Raw genomic sequence first — 18,660 nt, forward strand, 5'->3', positions numbered from 1 at the left:
CAAGGGGGATTTATTTGTTTCAGCGCAGCCGGCGATTCGATTGTAGCGGCAGATCAGCCGGCCCTTTTTCCGCCGTTAGCCTATAACCCGCCTTTTAAAGCGGCAGCAGCAAGGGTCTGGATAATTGTATTCTCCATCGGAGGGTTATGAAGGCCGGCCCGGACATCCCGGTAATAACGTTCCAAGGGGAGATTTCGGGACAAGCTGGTACCGCCCACGATCCGCATGGCCAGATCCACCACTTTAATGGCATTGTTGGTCGCTACATATTTGGCCAGGCCCAGGTCGGCTTTAAGCGCTGTCCGCTGATCCGGTTCGCGGTCCCACCGGTCAGCCACAGCATACAGCAGGGAACGGGCGGTCCGCAGTTCGATTTCTATCTGCCCAATCTGATTTTGAACGGAAGGCAGGGTGCTGATCGGTTCGTTCAAATTATTGGGTTTGTAGGAACGGGCGAAATTCAGCGCATAATCCCGGGCCGCGAGGGCGATGCCCATATAACAAGCCGGAATATGCAGCATCCAGCCGGCACCGTCGTCTTTCCCTTTGCCGGAAAGCCGGTTAGCCTCGGGAACAAATACGCCGTGCATCACCACGTCGTGGCTGCCTGTTCCGCGCATGCCTAGCATATCCCAGGTTTCCACGATTTCTACCTTATCCGACCGCTCGACAAGAAATTCCCCGATCGTTTCTTCATTGGGAAGGTAAGCCGTAACGACAAAACGGTCGAGGATCGGGGACAGCGTGCTGAACGTTTTGCGGCCCGTAATGAGCCAGCCTCCTTCCGTGGCTGCAGCCGTCGTTTCCGGTCTGCCGCCCCGGCTGGGACTTCCTGTTGAGGCTTCGCTGGCGAACGTGTTCACCATCGTTCCGTCGGCAACGACGGAGCGGCAGAAGGCGGCAAACAGCTCTTCCGGCCATTTCCGGCTCGTTCTCAAATGCAGCACCTGTCCCAGGTGCCAGCCTACGCCCAAAGCGGTGGAGCCGTCGCCATAAGCGAGTTTTTCCTGCAGCAGTACAAATTCGTACAGCGGAATTTCTTCCCCGCCATATTCCTTAGGAACCGTCAGCTTTAGATAGCCGGCTTTCCTTAAATCCTCGAAATTTTCAAAAGGGAAAGTGCCCTCCCGGTCATGCTGCGCGGCCCGCTGAGCAAAAATGGACGCCAGTCTGGAGACCGTAAGGACATGCGTTTGTTCGCTTTCGTTTCGTATATATGGATCGCTGAAACCTGGATTGTCATTCATACCATTCCCACTCCTTTCCTATGTATTATATCAATAGCAGAGACCGAGTTAAAAGAAGAAGGTTATTCGGTTAATTTTATCCGTATTTCCGGGTTTGGTCCGATTTTTAATCGTATACTTGTATACCACTTCAGTTCTCTCCATTTTCTGAGGCAACCTGTAAAGTGCAATGCCTATTGTTATAAGGTATGATTTACTGGAAAGCTGTTTAGGAAACCCTTTCAGTAAGCGCTAACAAATAAAAGACTGCAGCATTGAGGTTCTCGTTGCGACGGGGAACAGCCCTGTTATATTTTAGAAAAACATAAGGATGGAGAGTGCAGAAAAAATGATCAGACCTACGGATAACCAGGAGCGATACGAATTATCCAGCCCGACTTTGCTGCCGAAGGCCTCGGGATTTTTGTGGAACGAAAAAATGATGATCCACATGAACTGCCGCGGATATGCCGTAGCCCAGTTCATGCAGCCCGAGCCGGCCAAATATTCGCATGCCCCGAACTTGGAGGCCAAGACGTTTATGCAGCCGGAGCAGCCTTATTATGCGCACCATCCGGGCCGTTTTGTATACGTCAAGGATGAGGAAAACGGCGGGATTTTCTCCGCTCCTTATGAGCCGGTCCGCGTGCTGCCGGAGCAGTATGTTTTTTCGGTGGGCAAACAGGATATCCGCTGGAAAGTGCAGCATCAGGGTCTGCGCGTCGAAACAACTCTTAGCCTGCCTAAGGAGGACGCTCTGGAGCTTTGGAAGGTCAAAGTGAGCAATGTGTCCGAAACCTCGCGTAAAATCAGCCTTTATCCTTATTTTACGATTGGATATATGTCCTGGATGAATCAATCCGGCGAATACCGGGAGGATCTTCAGGCCATTGTGGCTTCCTCTATTACGCCGTATCAGAAATACCAGGACTACGATAAAATCAAACATTTCAGCGATAAAACCTTTTTGCTGGCCGAGCAGAAGCCGGATGCCTGGGAAGCAAACCAGGAGGAATTTGAAGGGGAAGGCGGCATCATGATGCCGTCGGCCATTCAAGCCGAAACGTTGGCCGGAGGGGAAGCCCGCTATGAAACGCCTGCGGCGGTGCTGCAGTACAGACTTGAGCTGGCGCCCGGGGAGGAGCGCGAGTTCCGGTTTATTTTTGGACCGGCGCACGACGAAGCGGAAGTAGCGGAGATTCGCCGGAAATATTTTACGGATAAAAAGGAAAATGGACTAGACGGGTTTGAGCAGGCGGACCTTGACTATGCGGATTACATCAGCGAGGGGAAAGGTACGCTGGAAATTCATACGCCGGACGCCGATCTCGACAATTTCGTCAATCACTGGCTGCCGCGGCAGCTGTATTATCACGGCATTACCAACCGGCTGACGACGGATCCGCAAACCCGCAATTATCTGCAGGATAACATGGGCATGAGCTACATCAAGCCGGAAACGGCCCGGGCGGCGTTCCTGACGGCGCTTAGCCAGCAGGAAGCAAGCGGAGCGATGCCTGACGGGATTATTTTGCATGAGGAGGCCGAGCTCAAATACATCAACCAGGTGCCGCATACTGACCACTGCGTCTGGCTGCCGATTTGTCTCAGCACCTATCTGGATGAAACCGGCGATTATTCGATTCTGGATGAACAAGTTCCGTTTGCGGACCGCAGCGAGCCTGCCACCGTTTACGAGCATATCCACCTGGCGATGCAGTGGCTGATTCAGGACCGCGATGTGCGGGGCCTCAACTTCATCAACCAGGGGGACTGGTGCGACCCGATGAACATGGTCGGCTATAAGGGCAAAGGGGTTTCCGGCTGGCTGACGATTGCGACGGCATATGCATTTCTAGTCTGGTCGGATATTTGCAGTCATGCCGGATATTCGGACGGGGCTGAAAAATACCGACTGGCCGCGGAAGAAACAAACGCCATCGTCAACGAGTATCTTTGGGACGGCGATTGGTATGCGCGCGGAATCACGGACGACGGCGTCGTGTTCGGCATCAGCACCGACAAAGAAGGCCGGATCTTTATCAACCCGCAGGGGTGGGCGCTGCTGAGCGGCGCTGCCGACGAGATCAAACGACAGAAGCTGATGCGTGCGGTGGAGGAGCAGCTGGAGACGCCTTACGGGGTGGAAAAGCTGGCGCCGTCCTTTACGGCCATGCGTGAAGACGTCGGCCGGGTTACGCAGAAACATCCGGGCAGCGCGGAGAACGGTGCGGTTTATAATCATGCGGCCGCCTTCTACATTTATGGGCTGTACGCGGTCGGAGAACGGGACAACGCCTACCGGCTGCTGCGAAAAATGCTGCCGGGACCGGACCGCGAAGACATCCTGCGGCGCGGACAGCTGCCCGTCTTCATTCCGAACTATTACCGGGGCGCCTACCGTCAATTCCCGAAAACGGCCGGCCGCTCCAGTCATCTGTTCAACACGGGCACCGTGCCTTGGGTTTACCGTTGTCTGGTAGACGGACTGTTCGGCGTGCAGGGCACGAAAGAAGGGCTGCGCATTCAGCCGCAGCTGCCTTCCGACTGGCACGAGGCTTCTGTGAAGCGCAGCTTCAGAGGCGCCGAGCTGTCGATCAAGATGAAACGCGAAGCCGGCGTGACGGCGCCGGAAGTGTACGTGAACGGCGTTTTAGCCGAAGACGGCGTAGCGAAAGACCTGCAGCCGGGCACCGAATATCAGGTGCTGGTGAAGCTGCCGGCGGTGGGCTGAGGGATAGGTCCCTCTTTCAGAGATGGTTAATTTGCCAAGCAGGGCTAACGCTGAAATTTAATATTTTCTTAAACAATTTGCCCTCTTTTCTTAAGAACTTTGAGGTATGCTGTATGACGTTAGGAAAAGGGGGATTTTTAGCGTGAAAAAAAGAGTATTGCTGATTATTATTCTGCTGCTGGCAGGGTATAAAGGAGTGCTGCTGCTGAAGCAGCATACTGAAAATATCAGCCATTCGGGGGTGACCGGGGCACCATCCGCTGCTCAAGAGGCAAGGGGAGAACAGACAGAACCTCCGGCCGATGCAGCGGCCGACCCCGCAGCAGATCAGGCAGAAGGAAACCAGCCTGCCGCCGGAGAGTCCGGCGAGGCTGCAGACGAGCAGACGCTGACCTTAAGTGAAGATCAGCTTTATAAAGGGGATTTAATCCTGGTGAACCAGGAGCATAAGCTGCACAGAGACGGCGTGATGCCGGATATCGTCAAGCTTTCCGACCATCCGGAGCTGAGGAAGGGTTTCGGCCTGTTGGATGACAGCATCGAGCTGTCCGCCAGCATCACGGCATATTTTTCCCAAATGGTGGAGGCTGCGCGAAAGGATGGGGTTGATCATTTTCTCATCAGCAGCGGGTACAGGGATTTTGATAAACAAGATGAGCTATATAATCAGATGGGCAGCGATTCCGCTTTGCCGGCCGGGTACAGCGAGCATAATTCGGGCAAGGCGCTGGACATCGGTTCCACTGAGCAGCAAATGAGCCAGGCGCCTGAAGGGAAATGGCTGAAGAAAAACGCGTGGAAATACGGGTTTATTTTACGTTATCCGGAGGATAAAACCGCCATTACGGGCATCAAATACGAGCCGTGGCATTTCCGGTATGTCGGCCTGCCGCACAGCGCCGTTATGCAGGAGAAAAATTTAACCCTGGAGGAATATCTCAATTACATAAGGGAGCAGCAGCAAATCAAGGTCAACGTGGAAGGGACGGAGTACGAAATTTTGTATATTCCGGCTTCCGGGAAAGATAACATCCGGATTCCGAACAATCGCAGCTACACTGTTTCCGGGGATAATATGAACGGATATATCGTAACCCTGACTATGTAGCTTGGGAAGATGCTGGAAGCGAACCTGCAACCTTTTTCCAGCCTGCGCCGTCTGAGCAGTTGAAAGATTAGCCAAAGCCCCTGGCGGGCTGGAAGGAGCTCTGGACATGAACAATAAGAAAAAGGTTATTCTGATCACCACCATGCTGGGCGTGCTTGGAGCGGGAACGGCAGCAGGCGCCTCCGGTTTTACGGCGAAGGTTACCGGTTTGCTGCGCGGCGATATGAAGGTTACTGTGGACGGACAGGCCACCTCAATGAAGCCGGTCGTCATCAACGGACAGGTCTATCTGCCGGCCCGCGCTGAAGCGGAAGCACTCGGGTATACGATGAATTACAATGGCTCCAAGCGGTCGATCTCGATCGATAAAAAGGATGAAGGAATCCCGGCTGCCGATCCGGAAATGCATCTGCGCAATATCGGCGTTATTGTCAGCGTCAGCAAAACGGATGACAGCCGTTATAAAGTGGAACTGCTTGGGAGAGGCGACGACAGCTGGATCGTGCTTAACGTGGACGGCGATACGCTTATCCAAAACAGCGACGGCAGCAAGGCGGCCGTGAAAGACCTTAAAGCCGGCATGAAAGTGACAGCCGAATACGGGCCGATCGTTGCCAAGTCTTATCCGGGACAATCCCATGCCGCTTCGCTTACGTTGGGTTCCCAGACGCTCATCCGGGAGGACGTCATTCAAGATGTGCAGCATACAAGCGACGGCTGGGTCGTTAAGTTCGGGGAAGCCAAAGGCGGCACGCTGATCGCGACCCTGACGGTAACCTCCGGCAAAGAAACAAACGTCTCGACGGCCGAGGGACAGCCCGTAAGCTGGGAAGACGTTAAAGCCGGCGAAAAAGTGCGCGTATACTACGGTCCGAATTATACGGACAGCAAAATGCCGGAAGGCCCGCTTTATTACATGGTGATGCTGGACGGAAACTCTTCGAATGGCGGCGGAACATTAACGCAGGATCAGGTTAAAACCTTTCAGGGCTTGGCCTGGAAGCAGATCGGCAGCAACTCGTCGGTCGTAACCGCCAAGGAGGACGCCAAAGTAGAACGGATCGCGGCCAAAGATGCCAGTCTCATGACAACAACCGATGCCCAAAAGAAAGACTTGGAAACCCTCCAGGCAACGGGAGGCCAGGTGGTAACCGTATCCTTTAATACGAAACAGGATACGCTTCTTGGGCCGCTGGTGCTTGCTTTTAATCCGGAGACGCAGGCGTTTCTTGGCTATTTTCCGAGAAGATAGTTCGTTAGGTTTATTAGGTGCTTTTAACCCGGCTGGATATTTTGGGCATCAATGCCCTTCCAAAAGCCCAAGTGAAAAGCCTTCTTCAGCAGCCCGCGCTGCGAAGAAGGCTTTTTTTGACCTCAATCCGGCATTAAGCGTTTTCCGCGATCCAATAAATGAATCATAAATCCAACGAATGGATTATGGGGCCGGCTTGCAGGGGCTTGTTATAATTAAGTTTGCACTTTCCATTTAACGGGAGCTGACGATGGGAGCTAACGATAACAGCCAAAGGTGAGTGGGGGAATGAACAAACACATGATGATCGAAAAGCTGTCGGGCCGGCGCTGGTGGCCCAGAGGAGCGTGGAACGCTTTTTTCTGGTCGTATATGGCGCTGCTGGTGCTGCTGATTATTATCGGCAGTCTGCTGTATTGGCGGGCGAAGGCGGTTGTGGAACAGTCGGTTGACCATACGAACGTGGCTTTGCTCGGACAACTGCGCGTGCTGGCCGACGGCCAGCTTGAGAAGGTCAGGCAGCTGGAGCAGCAGGTAATGACCCTGCCGGAGCTGCAGCAGCTGCTGGGGGAGAACGGACCGTTAAGCGCTCAACAGAACCTGAATATGATAACGCTTTCAAATGAATTTAAACGTTATTTGTCCATGAGTCCGCTTGTTTACGATTATTATGTTTATTTTCCGCAGACGCAAACGATGCTGGGACCGGGCGTCAGGACATCGGCCGATATTCTGTTCAGCGATGTATACCGGTTTGAGAGCTGGAGCGCATCCGGCTGGACGGCGTTTTTCTCCCGGCAGAACGTGAGCTGGCAGTTCCTGCCCGAAACGCCGGTCACCAACAATTTCGGCGAACAGCGCCGGATCGTCCCCTACACCCGGTATATGCCAGCCGCAGGCGGCTACGGGCAAAAAGCCGCCCTGCTCATTCTGATTAACGGCAGCGAGCTGCGCAGCCTTTTTCAAGGTCTGGTTACGGACGGTCCGGGCAACATTTATATTTTGGATTCAAGCAACCGGATTATCAGCTCTACGGACGAGCGGCAGAACCCGCTTCCCGTTCTCTATGCGGAAATGGCCGAAGATCACGGCAAGCTGGAAATGAACTGGCAGGGCGAAGAAACCGTATTCTCCTACGCTACCTCCCGCGTGTACGGTTGGAAATATGTCGTGGAAGTTCCGCGTGACGTTTTTCTGCAGGAGGTCCGCCAGGTCAAAAACCGTGCGATCGTGCTGCTGCTTGTAGCCGCTTTGGCCGGGGCGGGAGTTTCGCTATATCTGGCCTACCGCAACTACTTGCCTCTTCGTAATTTAGTGCGGACCGTAACCGATAAGAAACAGCCGGCGGGCGGAGAGCGGGGGCTGAATGAATACGAGCTGATCCGTTCTATTTTCGAAACGTCGAGGCTGACGGAGTCCGAGCTGCAAACCCGGCTGCTGCGGCAGGCCCCGATCATCCGCGTGCATTTTCTGTCCCGGCTGATCCGCGGCTATGCGGAGCCGCACGAGCTGCGGCAGGAGTCGCTGCAATTTATGGGACTGCGTTTCATTTCTTCCTATTATGCGGTGGTTCTGATCGAGGTGGAGGATATGAGCGGGTTTGCCAAAGACGAGCAGGAATGGACATTCGTCAGCTTCATCATCTCCAACATTGCCGAAGATTTGGCCAACGAGCGGCACGTCGGGTATGCGACGGAGCTGGACCAGGGGCGGATTGCGCTGCTGCTGAATTTTAGCGGAGAGCAGGCGACAGCGCTGGAGCAGGAGCGGGACCGCATTGCGGATCAGCTGCAGCAGGTGCTGCAGCAGCGCTTCCGGCTGCAGGTATCCGCCGGCAAAAGTTTTATAGCGGACAGCATGCAGCGGATCGGCGAAGCGTTCCGGGATGCGCTGAAACGGCGGAGAGCGGAGCGGGAGCCGGATGCGGGGCCGTGCGGCGAAACGGCAGCGGTTCCCGTTTATCATTATCCGCTGGAGATCGAACAGCAGCTGACCAACTTCGTGAAATCGGGGGATACGGAGAAAACGGAGCAATTATTGGAAGCGCTTTATAAGGATCATAAAGAGAGCAAGTCGGGTTCGGTGGGCTCCGCTTCTTATTTTCTGCTGCATGCGGCTTCGACCTTGTTCCGGATCGTGCAGTATACGCCCGAGGCCGACCCGCAGCTGGCGGCCAAACTTTTTTCGCGCGTAGGGGAGCAGCAGGAGGATGCCGATCGGGCTTTCGCGGACCTCAAAGCGGACTTTCTTGGCGTATGCAGGCTTTGGCGGGAGGGACGGACGGATCAAACCTCCAGAACGCTGGAGGCGGTTAAGCGGATCGTCCGCGAACGTTACGGGCAAAACGGCCTCAGCGTCGGTCTGATTGCGGATGAGCTGGGACTTACGCAGTCTTATTTGTCTTCTTTCTTCAAAAAAGCGACCGGCCAAACGTTGCTGGAGTTTATCGCCTCCGTGCGGCTGGAGGAAGCCAAACGGCAGCTGGCCTGTTCCGGCTGCACCGTCGGGCAGGTGGCCAAGGCGGTAGGCTACACCAATGATATCGGTTTCATCCGGTTTTTCAAAAAATACGAAGGCATTACGCCGGGGCAATACCGGGAAAACCTGCATGCGGAACACCGATCGTAAAAACGGTTAGCCGCCGGGCAACAAACAGGCTGCCGATCTAATAAACGGATTATAGGCAAAAGGCTGATTTTGCCGCTACATTTGAACCGAAGCACAAGTCAAAAAGGAGGTCTACAAAGATGGATGACAAGCAGCAAGTCCCGGCTCCCTCTTCGGAGAAAGGCCAGGTCGGACTAACGTTTATGCCGAGGCGTGAAAAAAAACCGGCCCCGCCATTCCGCCTTACGGCATCGGTGCCGCGGCGGAAGCGAAACGGGCTCGGGGGGAGGATCGCAGCCTTGCCTTTGCTGACGGCGATGCTGCTGGCCTTGAGCGCCTGCTCCGGCAGCGGCGGCCAGGCCAATCAGGCTGAAAGCTCGGCACCGGCAGCAGCGGAGCAAAACCTGCCGGACGGCAAAATCGTGTCCGAGCCGCTTACGCTTAGCTATTACGTGAATTTCACGGGCACTACGCCGGAGATCAAAAGCTTTAATGATGTGGCCGCTTACAAGGTCAAAGAGCAGAAAACGGGCATCCACATCGATTTTATCTCCCCGGCCGCCGGCACCACGCAAGGGAAAGACCAGTTTAACCTGATGATGAGCTCCGGCGATTACCCCGACATCATCGAATGGGGATGGCCCGATTATCCCGGCGGGGGGCTTGCGGCCATGGACAATGGCGTCATTCTGCCCTTGAACGATTACATCGACAAATACGCGCCGAATTTCAGCAAAATTCTGAAGGAAAATCCGGAGGTGCGCAAGCAGGTCACGACCGACGACGGCCGGATTTACGCTTTTCCGCTGCTGCGAATCGATCCCTATCTGCTGACATACGAAGGGCCGACGCTCCGCAAAGACTGGCTCGACAAGCTGGGGCTTAAGGTACCGACAACGATTGACGAGTGGCATACCGTTTTGAAAGCGTTTAAAGAACAGGATCCGAACGGCAACGGCAAGCCGGATGAGATTCCGCTGCTGATCAACAAAAACCTGCTGCTTAATTTCAGCAACGTTTTCCTGAACGCCTGGGGGATCAACGGCCAGTTCAGCCTGAAGAACGGAGAAATCATTTATGGCCCGATGCAGTCGGAATACAGAGAGTTCCTGCAAACGATGCGGGATTGGTATAAGGAAGGGCTGATCGACCCCGATTATGCGGCGACCGACGACAAGCAAAGGGACGCCAAGGTGACCGGCGAGCTGCTGGGAGCGGCCGAGATGGCGCACAGCGGGGGGATCGGCAAATACATGACGGCCATGAAAAGCAAAGATCCCGAGTTTGATCTGGTCGGCGCGCCTTATCCTGCGCTGAACAAAGGCGACAAACCGCAGCTTGGACAGACCGGTGCGATGTTCGGGGGCGTGGGGGCGGCTATTACCAAAAGCAACAAACATATTATCGAAAGCATCAAATGGCTGGATTACAACTACGGCGAGGAAGGCCACATGCTGTTCAATTTCGGGGTGGAAGGTCAAAGTTATAATATGGTGAACGGCTACCCGACCTATACCGACGAAATCATGAAAAATCCGGATGGACTTTCCTTCGGAGAAGCTATCGGCAAATACGCCCTCCCGTTCGGAATGCCGTTTGTCCAGGACAAACGCTACCAGGAGCAAAATGCCGCGCTTCCTCAGCAGAAAGCGGCGCTTGCCACCTGGATGGACGTAGACAACAGCGGCTGGCTGCCGCCGCTTTCCTTTACGACCTCTGAATCGGCTAGAGCGGCCGCTCTTATGGCTGACATAACCACTTACCGGGACGAAATGTTCGACAAGTTTGTGATGGGAGCCGAATCGCTGGACAAATTTGATCAATACACGGAAACCCTGAACAAAATGGGCATAAACGAACTGCTTGAGATTGAAAAAGCCGCCTACGAACGTTACATGAAACGGTAAGGGGAGCCGCAAAGGAGGAAAATCCGCCATGAAACTGCTGAAGGATCTGGCGCGCCATAAATATATTTATTTAATGCTGATTCCCGTTATCGTCTATTACGTGATTTTTCTTTATCTGCCTATGTATGGCCTGCAGATCGCCTTTAAGGACTTCTCGCCGGTCAAAGGCATATGGGGCAGCGACTGGGTCGGGTTCAAGCATTTCGTTTCTTTCTACGACAGCTATTATTTCTGGCGGCTGATCCGCAATACGGTGCTGCTCAGCTTGTACACCTTTGTGTTCGGATTTCCGGCGCCGGTCCTGCTGGCGCTGCTGCTAAATGAGCTGCGAAACCGCATTTTCAAAAATGTCGTGCAGTCCATCACCTATCTGCCCCATTTCATTTCGGTCGTGATCGTCTCCGGCATGCTGGTGGACTTCCTGGCCAGCGACGGCCTGATCAACCAGGCGCTGCAAGTGTTAGGCATCACGCCGCGCACGTTCCTGATCCTGCCGGAATGGTTCAGAACAATCTACGTGTCCTCCGACATCTGGCAGGGGGTCGGCTGGGGTTCGATCATTTATTTGGCGGCGATCGCCGGCATAGATCCCAGCTTGTACGAGGCGGCCAAAACGGACGGCGCGGGCCGCTTCCGCCAAATCGTCAACATCACGATTCCCTGCATCATGCCGACCATCGTGATTATGCTGATCCTGCGTTTCGGCAGCCTGATGGCCGGAGGCGATATGCAAAAAATTTTGCTGCTGTATAATTCCACCACCTACGATACGGCGGACGTCATCTCCACCTTTGTTTACAGACGAGGGCTGCTGCAGATGGATTACGGGTTTTCGGCGGCGATCGGACTGTTTAACAATGTCATCAATTTTCTGCTGCTTGTAACGGCCAACCGGGTCAGCCGCAAGGTGGGGAACAGCAGCTTATGGTGACCGAAGGGTTGGGGAGGTGCAAACCATGATACACCGGTCAGGGCTGGGCGAAAAAATCTTTGACGCCGTTAACGTGATCGTGATGCTGTTTCTGGTGCTGATTACGTTATATCCGTTTTTGTACGTGTTTTTTGCTTCGATGAGCAATCCGTCGGAGCTAATCCAGCGGCGGGGCCTGCTGCTGTTTCCGGCAGGCTTCAGTCTGGAAGCTTACACGCAGGTGTTTCATAATCCGATGATCGGCACCGGTTATCTCAATACGCTGGTATACGTGATCCTGGGCACGGCGCTGAATTTGGTGCTGACCTCTTTTGCCGCTTACGCTTTGTCGCGCAGAGGCGTACGTTTTACGGGACCGATCATGTTTGCGATTACGTTTACGATGTTTTTTTCCGGTGGCCTGATTCCGGGTTATTTGAACATGAGAAATCTCGGGCTGCTGGACACCCGGCTGGCGATGATTTTGCCTTCGGCCATCAGCACCTGGAACCTGCTGGTCATGCGCACTTCGTTCCGCGAAATCCCGGTGGCGCTGGAGGAATCGGCGCGAATCGATGGGGCCAACGATTTTACGATCCTGTTTAGGGTCATTATACCGGTGTCGCTGCCGATCATGGCCGTCATGACGTTGTTTTACGGCGTTGCCCACTGGAACTCTTATATGGACGCGCTGATCTACTTGCGGAACCGCGATTTGTATCCGCTGCAGCTGGTGCTGCAGGAAATTCTGATCACCAATTCGACCGATTCCATGATTTCCGGCTACAGCGACCTAGATAAAAGTCTGATCCAGGAAACGATCAAATACGCCACCATTATTGTGGCTACTGTGCCCATTTTGGTTCTGTACCCGTTTCTGCAGCGTTATTTCGTCAAAGGCGTGCTGCTGGGCTCTATTAAAGAATAGGGAAAGCCGCAGCCGTTATAACCGTACAATAAAAGCCTTTGGATTCCCGTTAAATCTCGGCGGCGAAACCCAAAGGTTTTTTTGCAGTTTTCTTTACGTTAACAATTCATTTCAATTTTTACATATCAGCGGAATCTGTTTGACTTTGTCCTAACACAGGAACCTTACACTAACAAAGGTAATGTCCGATATCGGACAACCAAAGATTTTAGAAGGAGGCTTCCGGATGAGCGAGCTTGATGAGCGATTAGGCTTGCCGGTTGAACGGACACCGGTTTCCGTCAGGTCCAAGGTTCGCCCGGCCTCGCTGAAGAGGATGAGACTGAAGGAAAACGCTTTGGCTTATACCTTTTTGGCGCCATCCCTGGTTTTATTTATCGTTTTCTTGTTTTACCCGCTGGTTAAGTCGGTTTATCTCAGCTTGCACAGCACGGATCCGACGGGACGTATCGCAGGTTTTGTCGGCCTTGGGAATTTCACGGATTTGTTCTCATCCGGATTGTTTGTTAACGGAATCAAAATTACCGCGCTGTTTGCGCTTCTCACGGTGCCTACAGGAATTTTACTGGCCTTGATTTTGTCGGCACTCACTCATAATTTGCTGCGCGGGAAACGGATTTTCCAGTTTGCTTTCTCGCTTCCGATGGTCATTTCGGTCGGTTCCGCAAGTGTGATTTGGAAGTTTCTTTTCCATCCTACGCTTGGCATGCTGAATTATTTGCTGGAGAAGGTGGGAGTAGCCCCCATTCAATGGCTGATCGACCCGCACTTTGCGCTGTTGTCCATTTCCATCATGACTATCTGGATGAATCTCGGCTTTAATTACATTATTTTATCCAGCGGCATGCAGGGACTTCCAGACGAAATTTACGAAAGCGCGAAGATAGACGGCGCGGGTCCGTTTCGTGTGTTTTACCGGATTACGATGCCGCTGCTTTCGCCAACCTTGTTTTTTGTGCTCGTCGTTTCGACGATCAGCGCCTTCCAGTCCTTTGGCCAAATCAACATCCTGACCCAGGGCGGACCGGTGAATGCCACCAATGTATTCGTTTATTCCATTTATCAGGAATCCTTTATCAACTTCCGGTTTGGCACAGGCAGCGCGCAGGCCATTATGTTATTCCTTGTTATTATGCTGCTGACCCTGATTCAGTTCAAATGGGTGGAAAGGAAAGTGCATTATCAATGAAAAAGTTAACGGCCGGACAAGCCTTGTCCTCTCTGGTCCTGATCGTGGCAGCGGTTTTAGTGCTGTACCCGGTGATTTACAGCTTGTTTATGTCCGTCATGACGCAGGCTGAAGCCAGCGCCTATCCGCCGAGCCTTTTTCCGCATACGTTCCATTTGGGGAACATGGAGGACGTATTCAGCATTGTTCCTATCGCTGCTTTTATCGGGAATACGTTCCTGGTATCCGCGATCGTCATGATTGGGCAACTGATTACCTCCAGCCTTGCGGCTTATGCTTTTGCCAAAATGGAATTTAAAGGAAAAGGGCTAATGTTCAGCTTGTTTGTCGCTACCATGATGGTGCCTTGGGAAGTCACGATGATTCCCAACTATTTGACCGTCCGGAGCTTGAACTGGCTGGACAGCTATCAAGGGCTTACCATTCCGTTTCTGGCGACGGCTTTTGGCACGTTTATGCTGCGTCAGTTTTTCCTGCAAATTCCGAAAGAGCTGTTTGAAGCGGCCCGGATGGACGGCTGCGGCCATTTCCGTTATTTCCTGTTCCATATGCTTCCGCTCTCGAGACCGGCTCTGGGGACGCTCGCGGTTTATTCGTTCCTGAATATGTATAACTCCTATTTGTGGCCGCTGCTGGTCACCAACAGCGAACCGATGCGGACGATTCAGATTGGGATTTCGATGCTCGAATTTCAGGAGTCTACGTCATGGAACCTGGTTTTTGCCGGCATCACCTTAGCGATTCTTCCATCCCTGATTCTTCTGATCTTCGGGCTGAAGCAGCTGGTCCGCGGGATGGCGGCAGGCGCGCTCAAAGGATAAGCATTCCGGGCAATTAAAACTTGTTACAGAGCGGTTTTTAACAAAACCTGTGTCGCCACATCAGCAGGCCGCCGCTTTATATATACAAATATAAAACATAATCTTAAGGGAGAGATCTATTGATGAAAGGTTTTCGTTTCAAGAAAAGTTTGCTTTTGCTGACTACGGCGTTGACAGTAGCTTTGGCAGGATGCGGATCGAATTCGGGCAGCAACAGCAACGCCGGCGCAAGCTCGAACAATGGAGGAGCAAGCAATACGCCTTCCACCAACAGTTCCGGTACGGCAGCCGCAGCAACGGCTTCTCCGGTTAAGATTACCTGGTGGCACTCCATGTCCGGCACAAACGAAAAAGCCATTGATGAAATCGTTTCGGACTTTAACGCAAGCCATCCGGACATTCAAGTACAAGCCGTCTTCCAAGGCGCCTACGATGAAAGCTTGAATAAATTGAAAGCTTCTATTGGTTCCAACAGCGGTCCGGACCTGATGCAGGTTTATGAGATCGGCAGTAAATTTATGATCGATTCCAAATTGATTACTCCGGTACAGAAGTTTATCGATGAGGACAACTACGATCTGTCTCAGCTGGAGCCCAACATTACGCGTTATTACACGATTGACGGTAAATTGAACGCGATGCCTTTCAACACTTCCAACCCTATCGTTTATTACAATAAAGACGCGTTTAAAGCAGCCGGACTTGATCCTGAAAACCCGCCTAAAACTTATGAAGATTTTGAAAAAGCAGCTAAGGCTTTGGCCAAAAACGGCAAGCCTGCCGCTTCCATCGCGATCTATGGCTGGTTTATGGAGCAATTCTTCGCTAACCAAAACGCCAACTACGTCAACAACGGCAACGGCCGCGAAGGCGCAGCTACGGAATCGCTTCTTAATTCCGACGCCGGCGTGAAAACGCTGGAATGGTGGAAAAAAATGATCGACGAAAAAGCTTTGTCGAACCTGGGACGCAAAACGGACGACACGGACGCAGCTTTTGCTGCAGGGCAAATCGCTATGACGCTTGACTCCACGGCTTCCCTGCGCAACATTGTACAATCCGTTGGCGGCAAATTCGAAGTAGGTACTGGTTTCCTGCCTAGACCTGCAGACGCTAAAGAAGGCGGCGTGGTTGTAGGTGGCGCGAGCTTGTATATCATGAACAACAAACCAGAAGAAGAACAAAAAGCAACATGGGAGTTCATCAAATATTTAGCAACTCCAGAAGTTCAAGCGAAATGGAGCGTAAACACGGGTTACTTCCCGATCACCAAAGCGGCTTACGACCAACAGGTATTGAAAGACAACATGGCTAAATATCCGCAGTTCCAAACGGCAGTTGACCAGTTGCATGCTTCTACGGAATCGACAGCAACTTCCGGTGCGGTTATGGGTATTTTCCCTGAAGCCCGTCAAATCGTGGAAGGCGCCATTGAAGCAGCGCTGAACGGTCAAAAAGAGCCAAAAGCGGCTTTGGATGAAGCAGCTAAACAAATTACTGACAAGCTTGCCCAGTACAATTCTACAGTTAAATAAGGTACACAGTTAAATAAGGTACACAGTTAAATAAGGTAACAATATCAAAAGGGCAGAGGCCGTCACGGCTTCTGCCCTTTTTTTATTTTCAGCTAAGTCCGTTTCATTTTAGACTTCTGAAATCTTTTTGATTAAGGACAGCAGCCTTGAACTGAGTCAATAATGTCTCCTTTGTTGCTGAAGTTAATAGCAGGTCGCCTACGGTTGGGACAATACGATGTGTTCCGGATTCGGCATCAAATTTGGAAACAAACAAATATTCTTTCCCGGCTTCCAGGTAGTTATCTCCTTCAAATTTGAACAAGGTTTTTGAGGCATCCTCATAACCGATCCGTTGGCTAATCTGAATAACACCGCCCAGACTGCCCTTTATATTTTCGTTAACGTTAACTTTGTAAATGGAATAAGGGCCAACATTATCCTGAGTCTCTTTATCTTTTATTACCACCGTACCGGTAAATACATGGTCGGCCCATCCGACCAAAAGCTCTTTATTGTTGACGTCAAATTGCTGAGAAGCGTCTAAAATAGCTACCTTCATGGAATTATGAGTTGAAAAATAATATCCGCCTAGTCCTATAACTGTTAATAGGGTCAGTACAGAAAAAGTAGTTATTAATCTTTTTTTCATTGATTTTTCCCTCCTTTTATCATTGAATAGCTAATGCATAGTCTTCTTTATCGTGAGATGTTAACTTTGTTACTGTGTTAACATAGTCGCTCATTACAATATTCCAGACAGCACTACTATGATCATCAATGCCGAAGGCGTGTCCCATCTCATGAAGTATTACGTGTTCTCTTTCTGCGTTAGTAGTAAGTGGATCGTCTAAAAATGCTAAATTGTAATTAATTGTGTCAGTAACAATACCAGATTTATTAGTATACAGGCCGGCCCATGTTTCAGAGGGTTTATTTACATCAGAGAAAGTTACATCTTCAATATTTGTTGCATTATCTGGTTTCAGATCAACACTTCCCACACTATTCCATTGAGTTATTGAATTACTGAAATAAACAGAATATTTAGTACTTCCTCCATAGCGGATTTCTCCACCATCAATAGAACTATAACTATTGGTATGACCTGGGACTTCTTTTGCAATAGCTACCGCCGACAATGAAGTTACTATTACTGTGAAAATAGAAACGATACTTACGATCTTAAATTTACTTGAAGCAAATCTCATTTTTCGACCTCCTCAATTTTAATAGAGATTATTACGGATAAAATAAATCAGTTATTACCTTCTTATTCATTTTTTTATGAATAACATTTTCTCGTTGTGATTCTATTATATACACAGCTTTATGTAAGATAAATATATTTTTGTTAATTTTATACATAAATATTTTTTTAGGAATTTAAACTCCACCTAACTTGCTGGCAGGAAGTTTTCCTTTTGGCAGGTAGGCGGAGATTTTTTGTGAAGAGGGTGGATTTGAGAGCTAAGCTTTTGAAGCATGTGCATAGGGGCTTTCCCGGATCATCTGGATGAAGTGATCAGCCGCGGCAGCCAAGGGTTCATTTTTTCGGGTACATACGCCGATGGTATTCCGAAGCTGGATCCTCTCCACGTCCACCCTGCATAACGCCCCGCGTTCCACGTAATCGCGGACCACCAGCGAAGAGACAAAGCTGGCCCCGTAACCGGCCAACACGGAGGTAATGGCTTCATGCAAACCGTTAAACTGCAAGGCCACGCGGGGAGCAGGCAGATTATAGGTGCGGCAGAGGGAAAATAACCGCTCCCGGGTGGAGCTTCCTTCTTCACGCATTACAAACGGCTGCTTGACCATCTCCTCCAAGCTGACCTTCCGGCCTGCATAAGGATGCAGGGGAGAAACGACAAACCACAGCTCGTCCTCAAACAGCTGCTCCATTTGGATGCTGTCCTCCCACTCTTCCGCTGCGCCTCCAAACACAGCCATGTCCGCTTCCATAGTTAGCAGCAGCTTCATGGCACCGGCCGAATTGGTGGTGGTGATGGACATTTCGACCTGCTCGTATTTTTGTTTGAAGCCCGCGATCCAGGCTGGAAGCAGAAAGTTTGCGGGCAGATAGGTAGCCGCAAGCCTTATGGCTCCTTTGGCGCCGGACTGATAATCCGACACCAGTTGTTCGATCTGCTGTTCAACGGCGAACAGGCGCGTCGCGTGGGCGGCTAATTTCTCACCGGCCTCCGTCAGGGCAATCCCTCTCCCCTGGGGTTTCAGCAGGCTTAAGCCGAGCTCCTTCTCGAATTTCTTAACCTGCGCAGTAATGGCCGGCTGGCTGATATTCAGTTGCTCCGAAGCCCGGGTTACGCTGCCGGACGAAGCAATGACATGGAACAGACGCAAGGCATGCAGATTCAAAATGAACGCCTCCATTTCATAACTTATATATATGATTAGTAATAAAAGATATATTATATTTATTGTTTTTGTTCCCATACACTAT

General features: G+C 51.6%; 13 protein-coding genes and 1 pseudogene. 10 read left to right on the top strand and 4 right to left on the bottom strand.

All coding sequences use genetic code 11. The features are described 5' to 3' along the window. Positions 1-80: 80 nt before the first annotated feature. The gene (locus AC3ZPD_RS18720) at positions 81-1,247 is read right to left on the bottom strand and encodes an acyl-CoA dehydrogenase family protein (protein ID WP_490985794.1); all 1,167 of its coding nucleotides are present in this window, start codon (positions 1,245-1,247) and stop codon (positions 81-83) included. A gap of 328 nt (positions 1,248-1,575) precedes the next feature. Between AC3ZPD_RS18720 and AC3ZPD_RS18725 the strand changes: the two genes are divergently transcribed. The 10 genes and pseudogenes from AC3ZPD_RS18725 to AC3ZPD_RS18770 all read left to right on the top strand — a co-directional run bounded on the left by AC3ZPD_RS18725 (position 1,576) and on the right by AC3ZPD_RS18770 (position 16,217). After that, positions 1,576-3,960 (top strand): GH36-type glycosyl hydrolase domain-containing protein, encoded by a 2,385-nt coding sequence (locus tag AC3ZPD_RS18725; protein ID WP_490985795.1) that lies wholly within the window; start codon positions 1,576-1,578, stop codon positions 3,958-3,960. 469 nt (positions 3,961-4,429) lie between these two features. Continuing rightward, a pseudogene (locus AC3ZPD_RS18730) lies at positions 4,430-4,915 on the top strand (M15 family metallopeptidase); the annotation flags it as partial. 259 nt (positions 4,916-5,174) lie between these two features. After that, the gene (locus tag AC3ZPD_RS18735) at positions 5,175-6,320 is read left to right on the top strand and encodes a stalk domain-containing protein (RefSeq protein WP_490985796.1); all 1,146 of its coding nucleotides are present in this window, start codon (positions 5,175-5,177) and stop codon (positions 6,318-6,320) included. A 288-nt stretch (positions 6,321-6,608) separates the two neighbouring features. Continuing rightward, positions 6,609-8,948 carry an AraC family transcriptional regulator gene (locus AC3ZPD_RS18740; RefSeq protein WP_490985797.1) on the top strand — a complete coding sequence of 780 codons (2,340 nt, stop codon included), beginning with the start codon at positions 6,609-6,611 and terminating at the stop codon, positions 8,946-8,948. Between the two features lie 119 nt (positions 8,949-9,067). Then, on the top strand, positions 9,068-10,834 hold the full coding sequence (locus AC3ZPD_RS18745) for a type 2 periplasmic-binding domain-containing protein (protein WP_490985798.1): 1,767 nt from the start codon (positions 9,068-9,070) through the stop codon (positions 10,832-10,834). Positions 10,835-10,862: 28 nt separating this feature from the next. Then, on the top strand, positions 10,863-11,765 hold the full coding sequence (locus tag AC3ZPD_RS18750; RefSeq protein WP_490985799.1) for an ABC transporter permease: 903 nt from the start codon (positions 10,863-10,865) through the stop codon (positions 11,763-11,765). A gap of 25 nt (positions 11,766-11,790) precedes the next feature. Beyond that, a complete protein-coding gene (locus AC3ZPD_RS18755) occupies positions 11,791-12,672 on the top strand; it encodes a carbohydrate ABC transporter permease (protein WP_490985800.1) in 882 nt (293 codons plus the stop codon). Positions 12,673-12,898: 226 nt separating this feature from the next. Further along, on the top strand, positions 12,899-13,861 hold the full coding sequence (locus AC3ZPD_RS18760) for a carbohydrate ABC transporter permease (protein ID WP_490985801.1): 963 nt from the start codon (positions 12,899-12,901) through the stop codon (positions 13,859-13,861). Then, positions 13,858-14,682, top strand: a complete 825-nt coding sequence (locus tag AC3ZPD_RS18765; RefSeq protein WP_490985802.1) for a carbohydrate ABC transporter permease — start codon at positions 13,858-13,860, stop codon at positions 14,680-14,682. Before AC3ZPD_RS18760 ends, AC3ZPD_RS18765 begins: the two co-directional genes overlap by 4 nt. A 122-nt stretch (positions 14,683-14,804) precedes the next feature. Continuing rightward, positions 14,805-16,217: an ABC transporter substrate-binding protein gene (locus tag AC3ZPD_RS18770; protein ID WP_490985803.1), complete on the top strand. Its 1,413-nt coding sequence runs from the start codon at positions 14,805-14,807 to the stop codon at positions 16,215-16,217. Between the two features lie 103 nt (positions 16,218-16,320). Here the strand turns inward: AC3ZPD_RS18770 and AC3ZPD_RS18775 are convergent, their stop codons facing one another. From AC3ZPD_RS18775 to AC3ZPD_RS18785, 3 genes are all read right to left on the bottom strand, one after another. Continuing rightward, positions 16,321-16,848, bottom strand: a complete 528-nt coding sequence (locus AC3ZPD_RS18775) for a hypothetical protein (RefSeq protein WP_490985804.1) — start codon at positions 16,846-16,848, stop codon at positions 16,321-16,323. 19 nt (positions 16,849-16,867) lie between these two features. Next, a complete protein-coding gene (locus AC3ZPD_RS18780) occupies positions 16,868-17,407 on the bottom strand; it encodes a zinc metalloprotease (RefSeq protein WP_490985805.1) in 540 nt (179 codons plus the stop codon). Positions 17,408-17,666: 259 nt separating this feature from the next. After that, positions 17,667-18,575 (bottom strand): LysR family transcriptional regulator, encoded by a 909-nt coding sequence (locus AC3ZPD_RS18785; protein WP_490985806.1) that lies wholly within the window; start codon positions 18,573-18,575, stop codon positions 17,667-17,669. Positions 18,576-18,660 lie beyond the last annotated feature (85 nt).

This window comes from Paenibacillus mobilis (assembly GCF_058267595.1).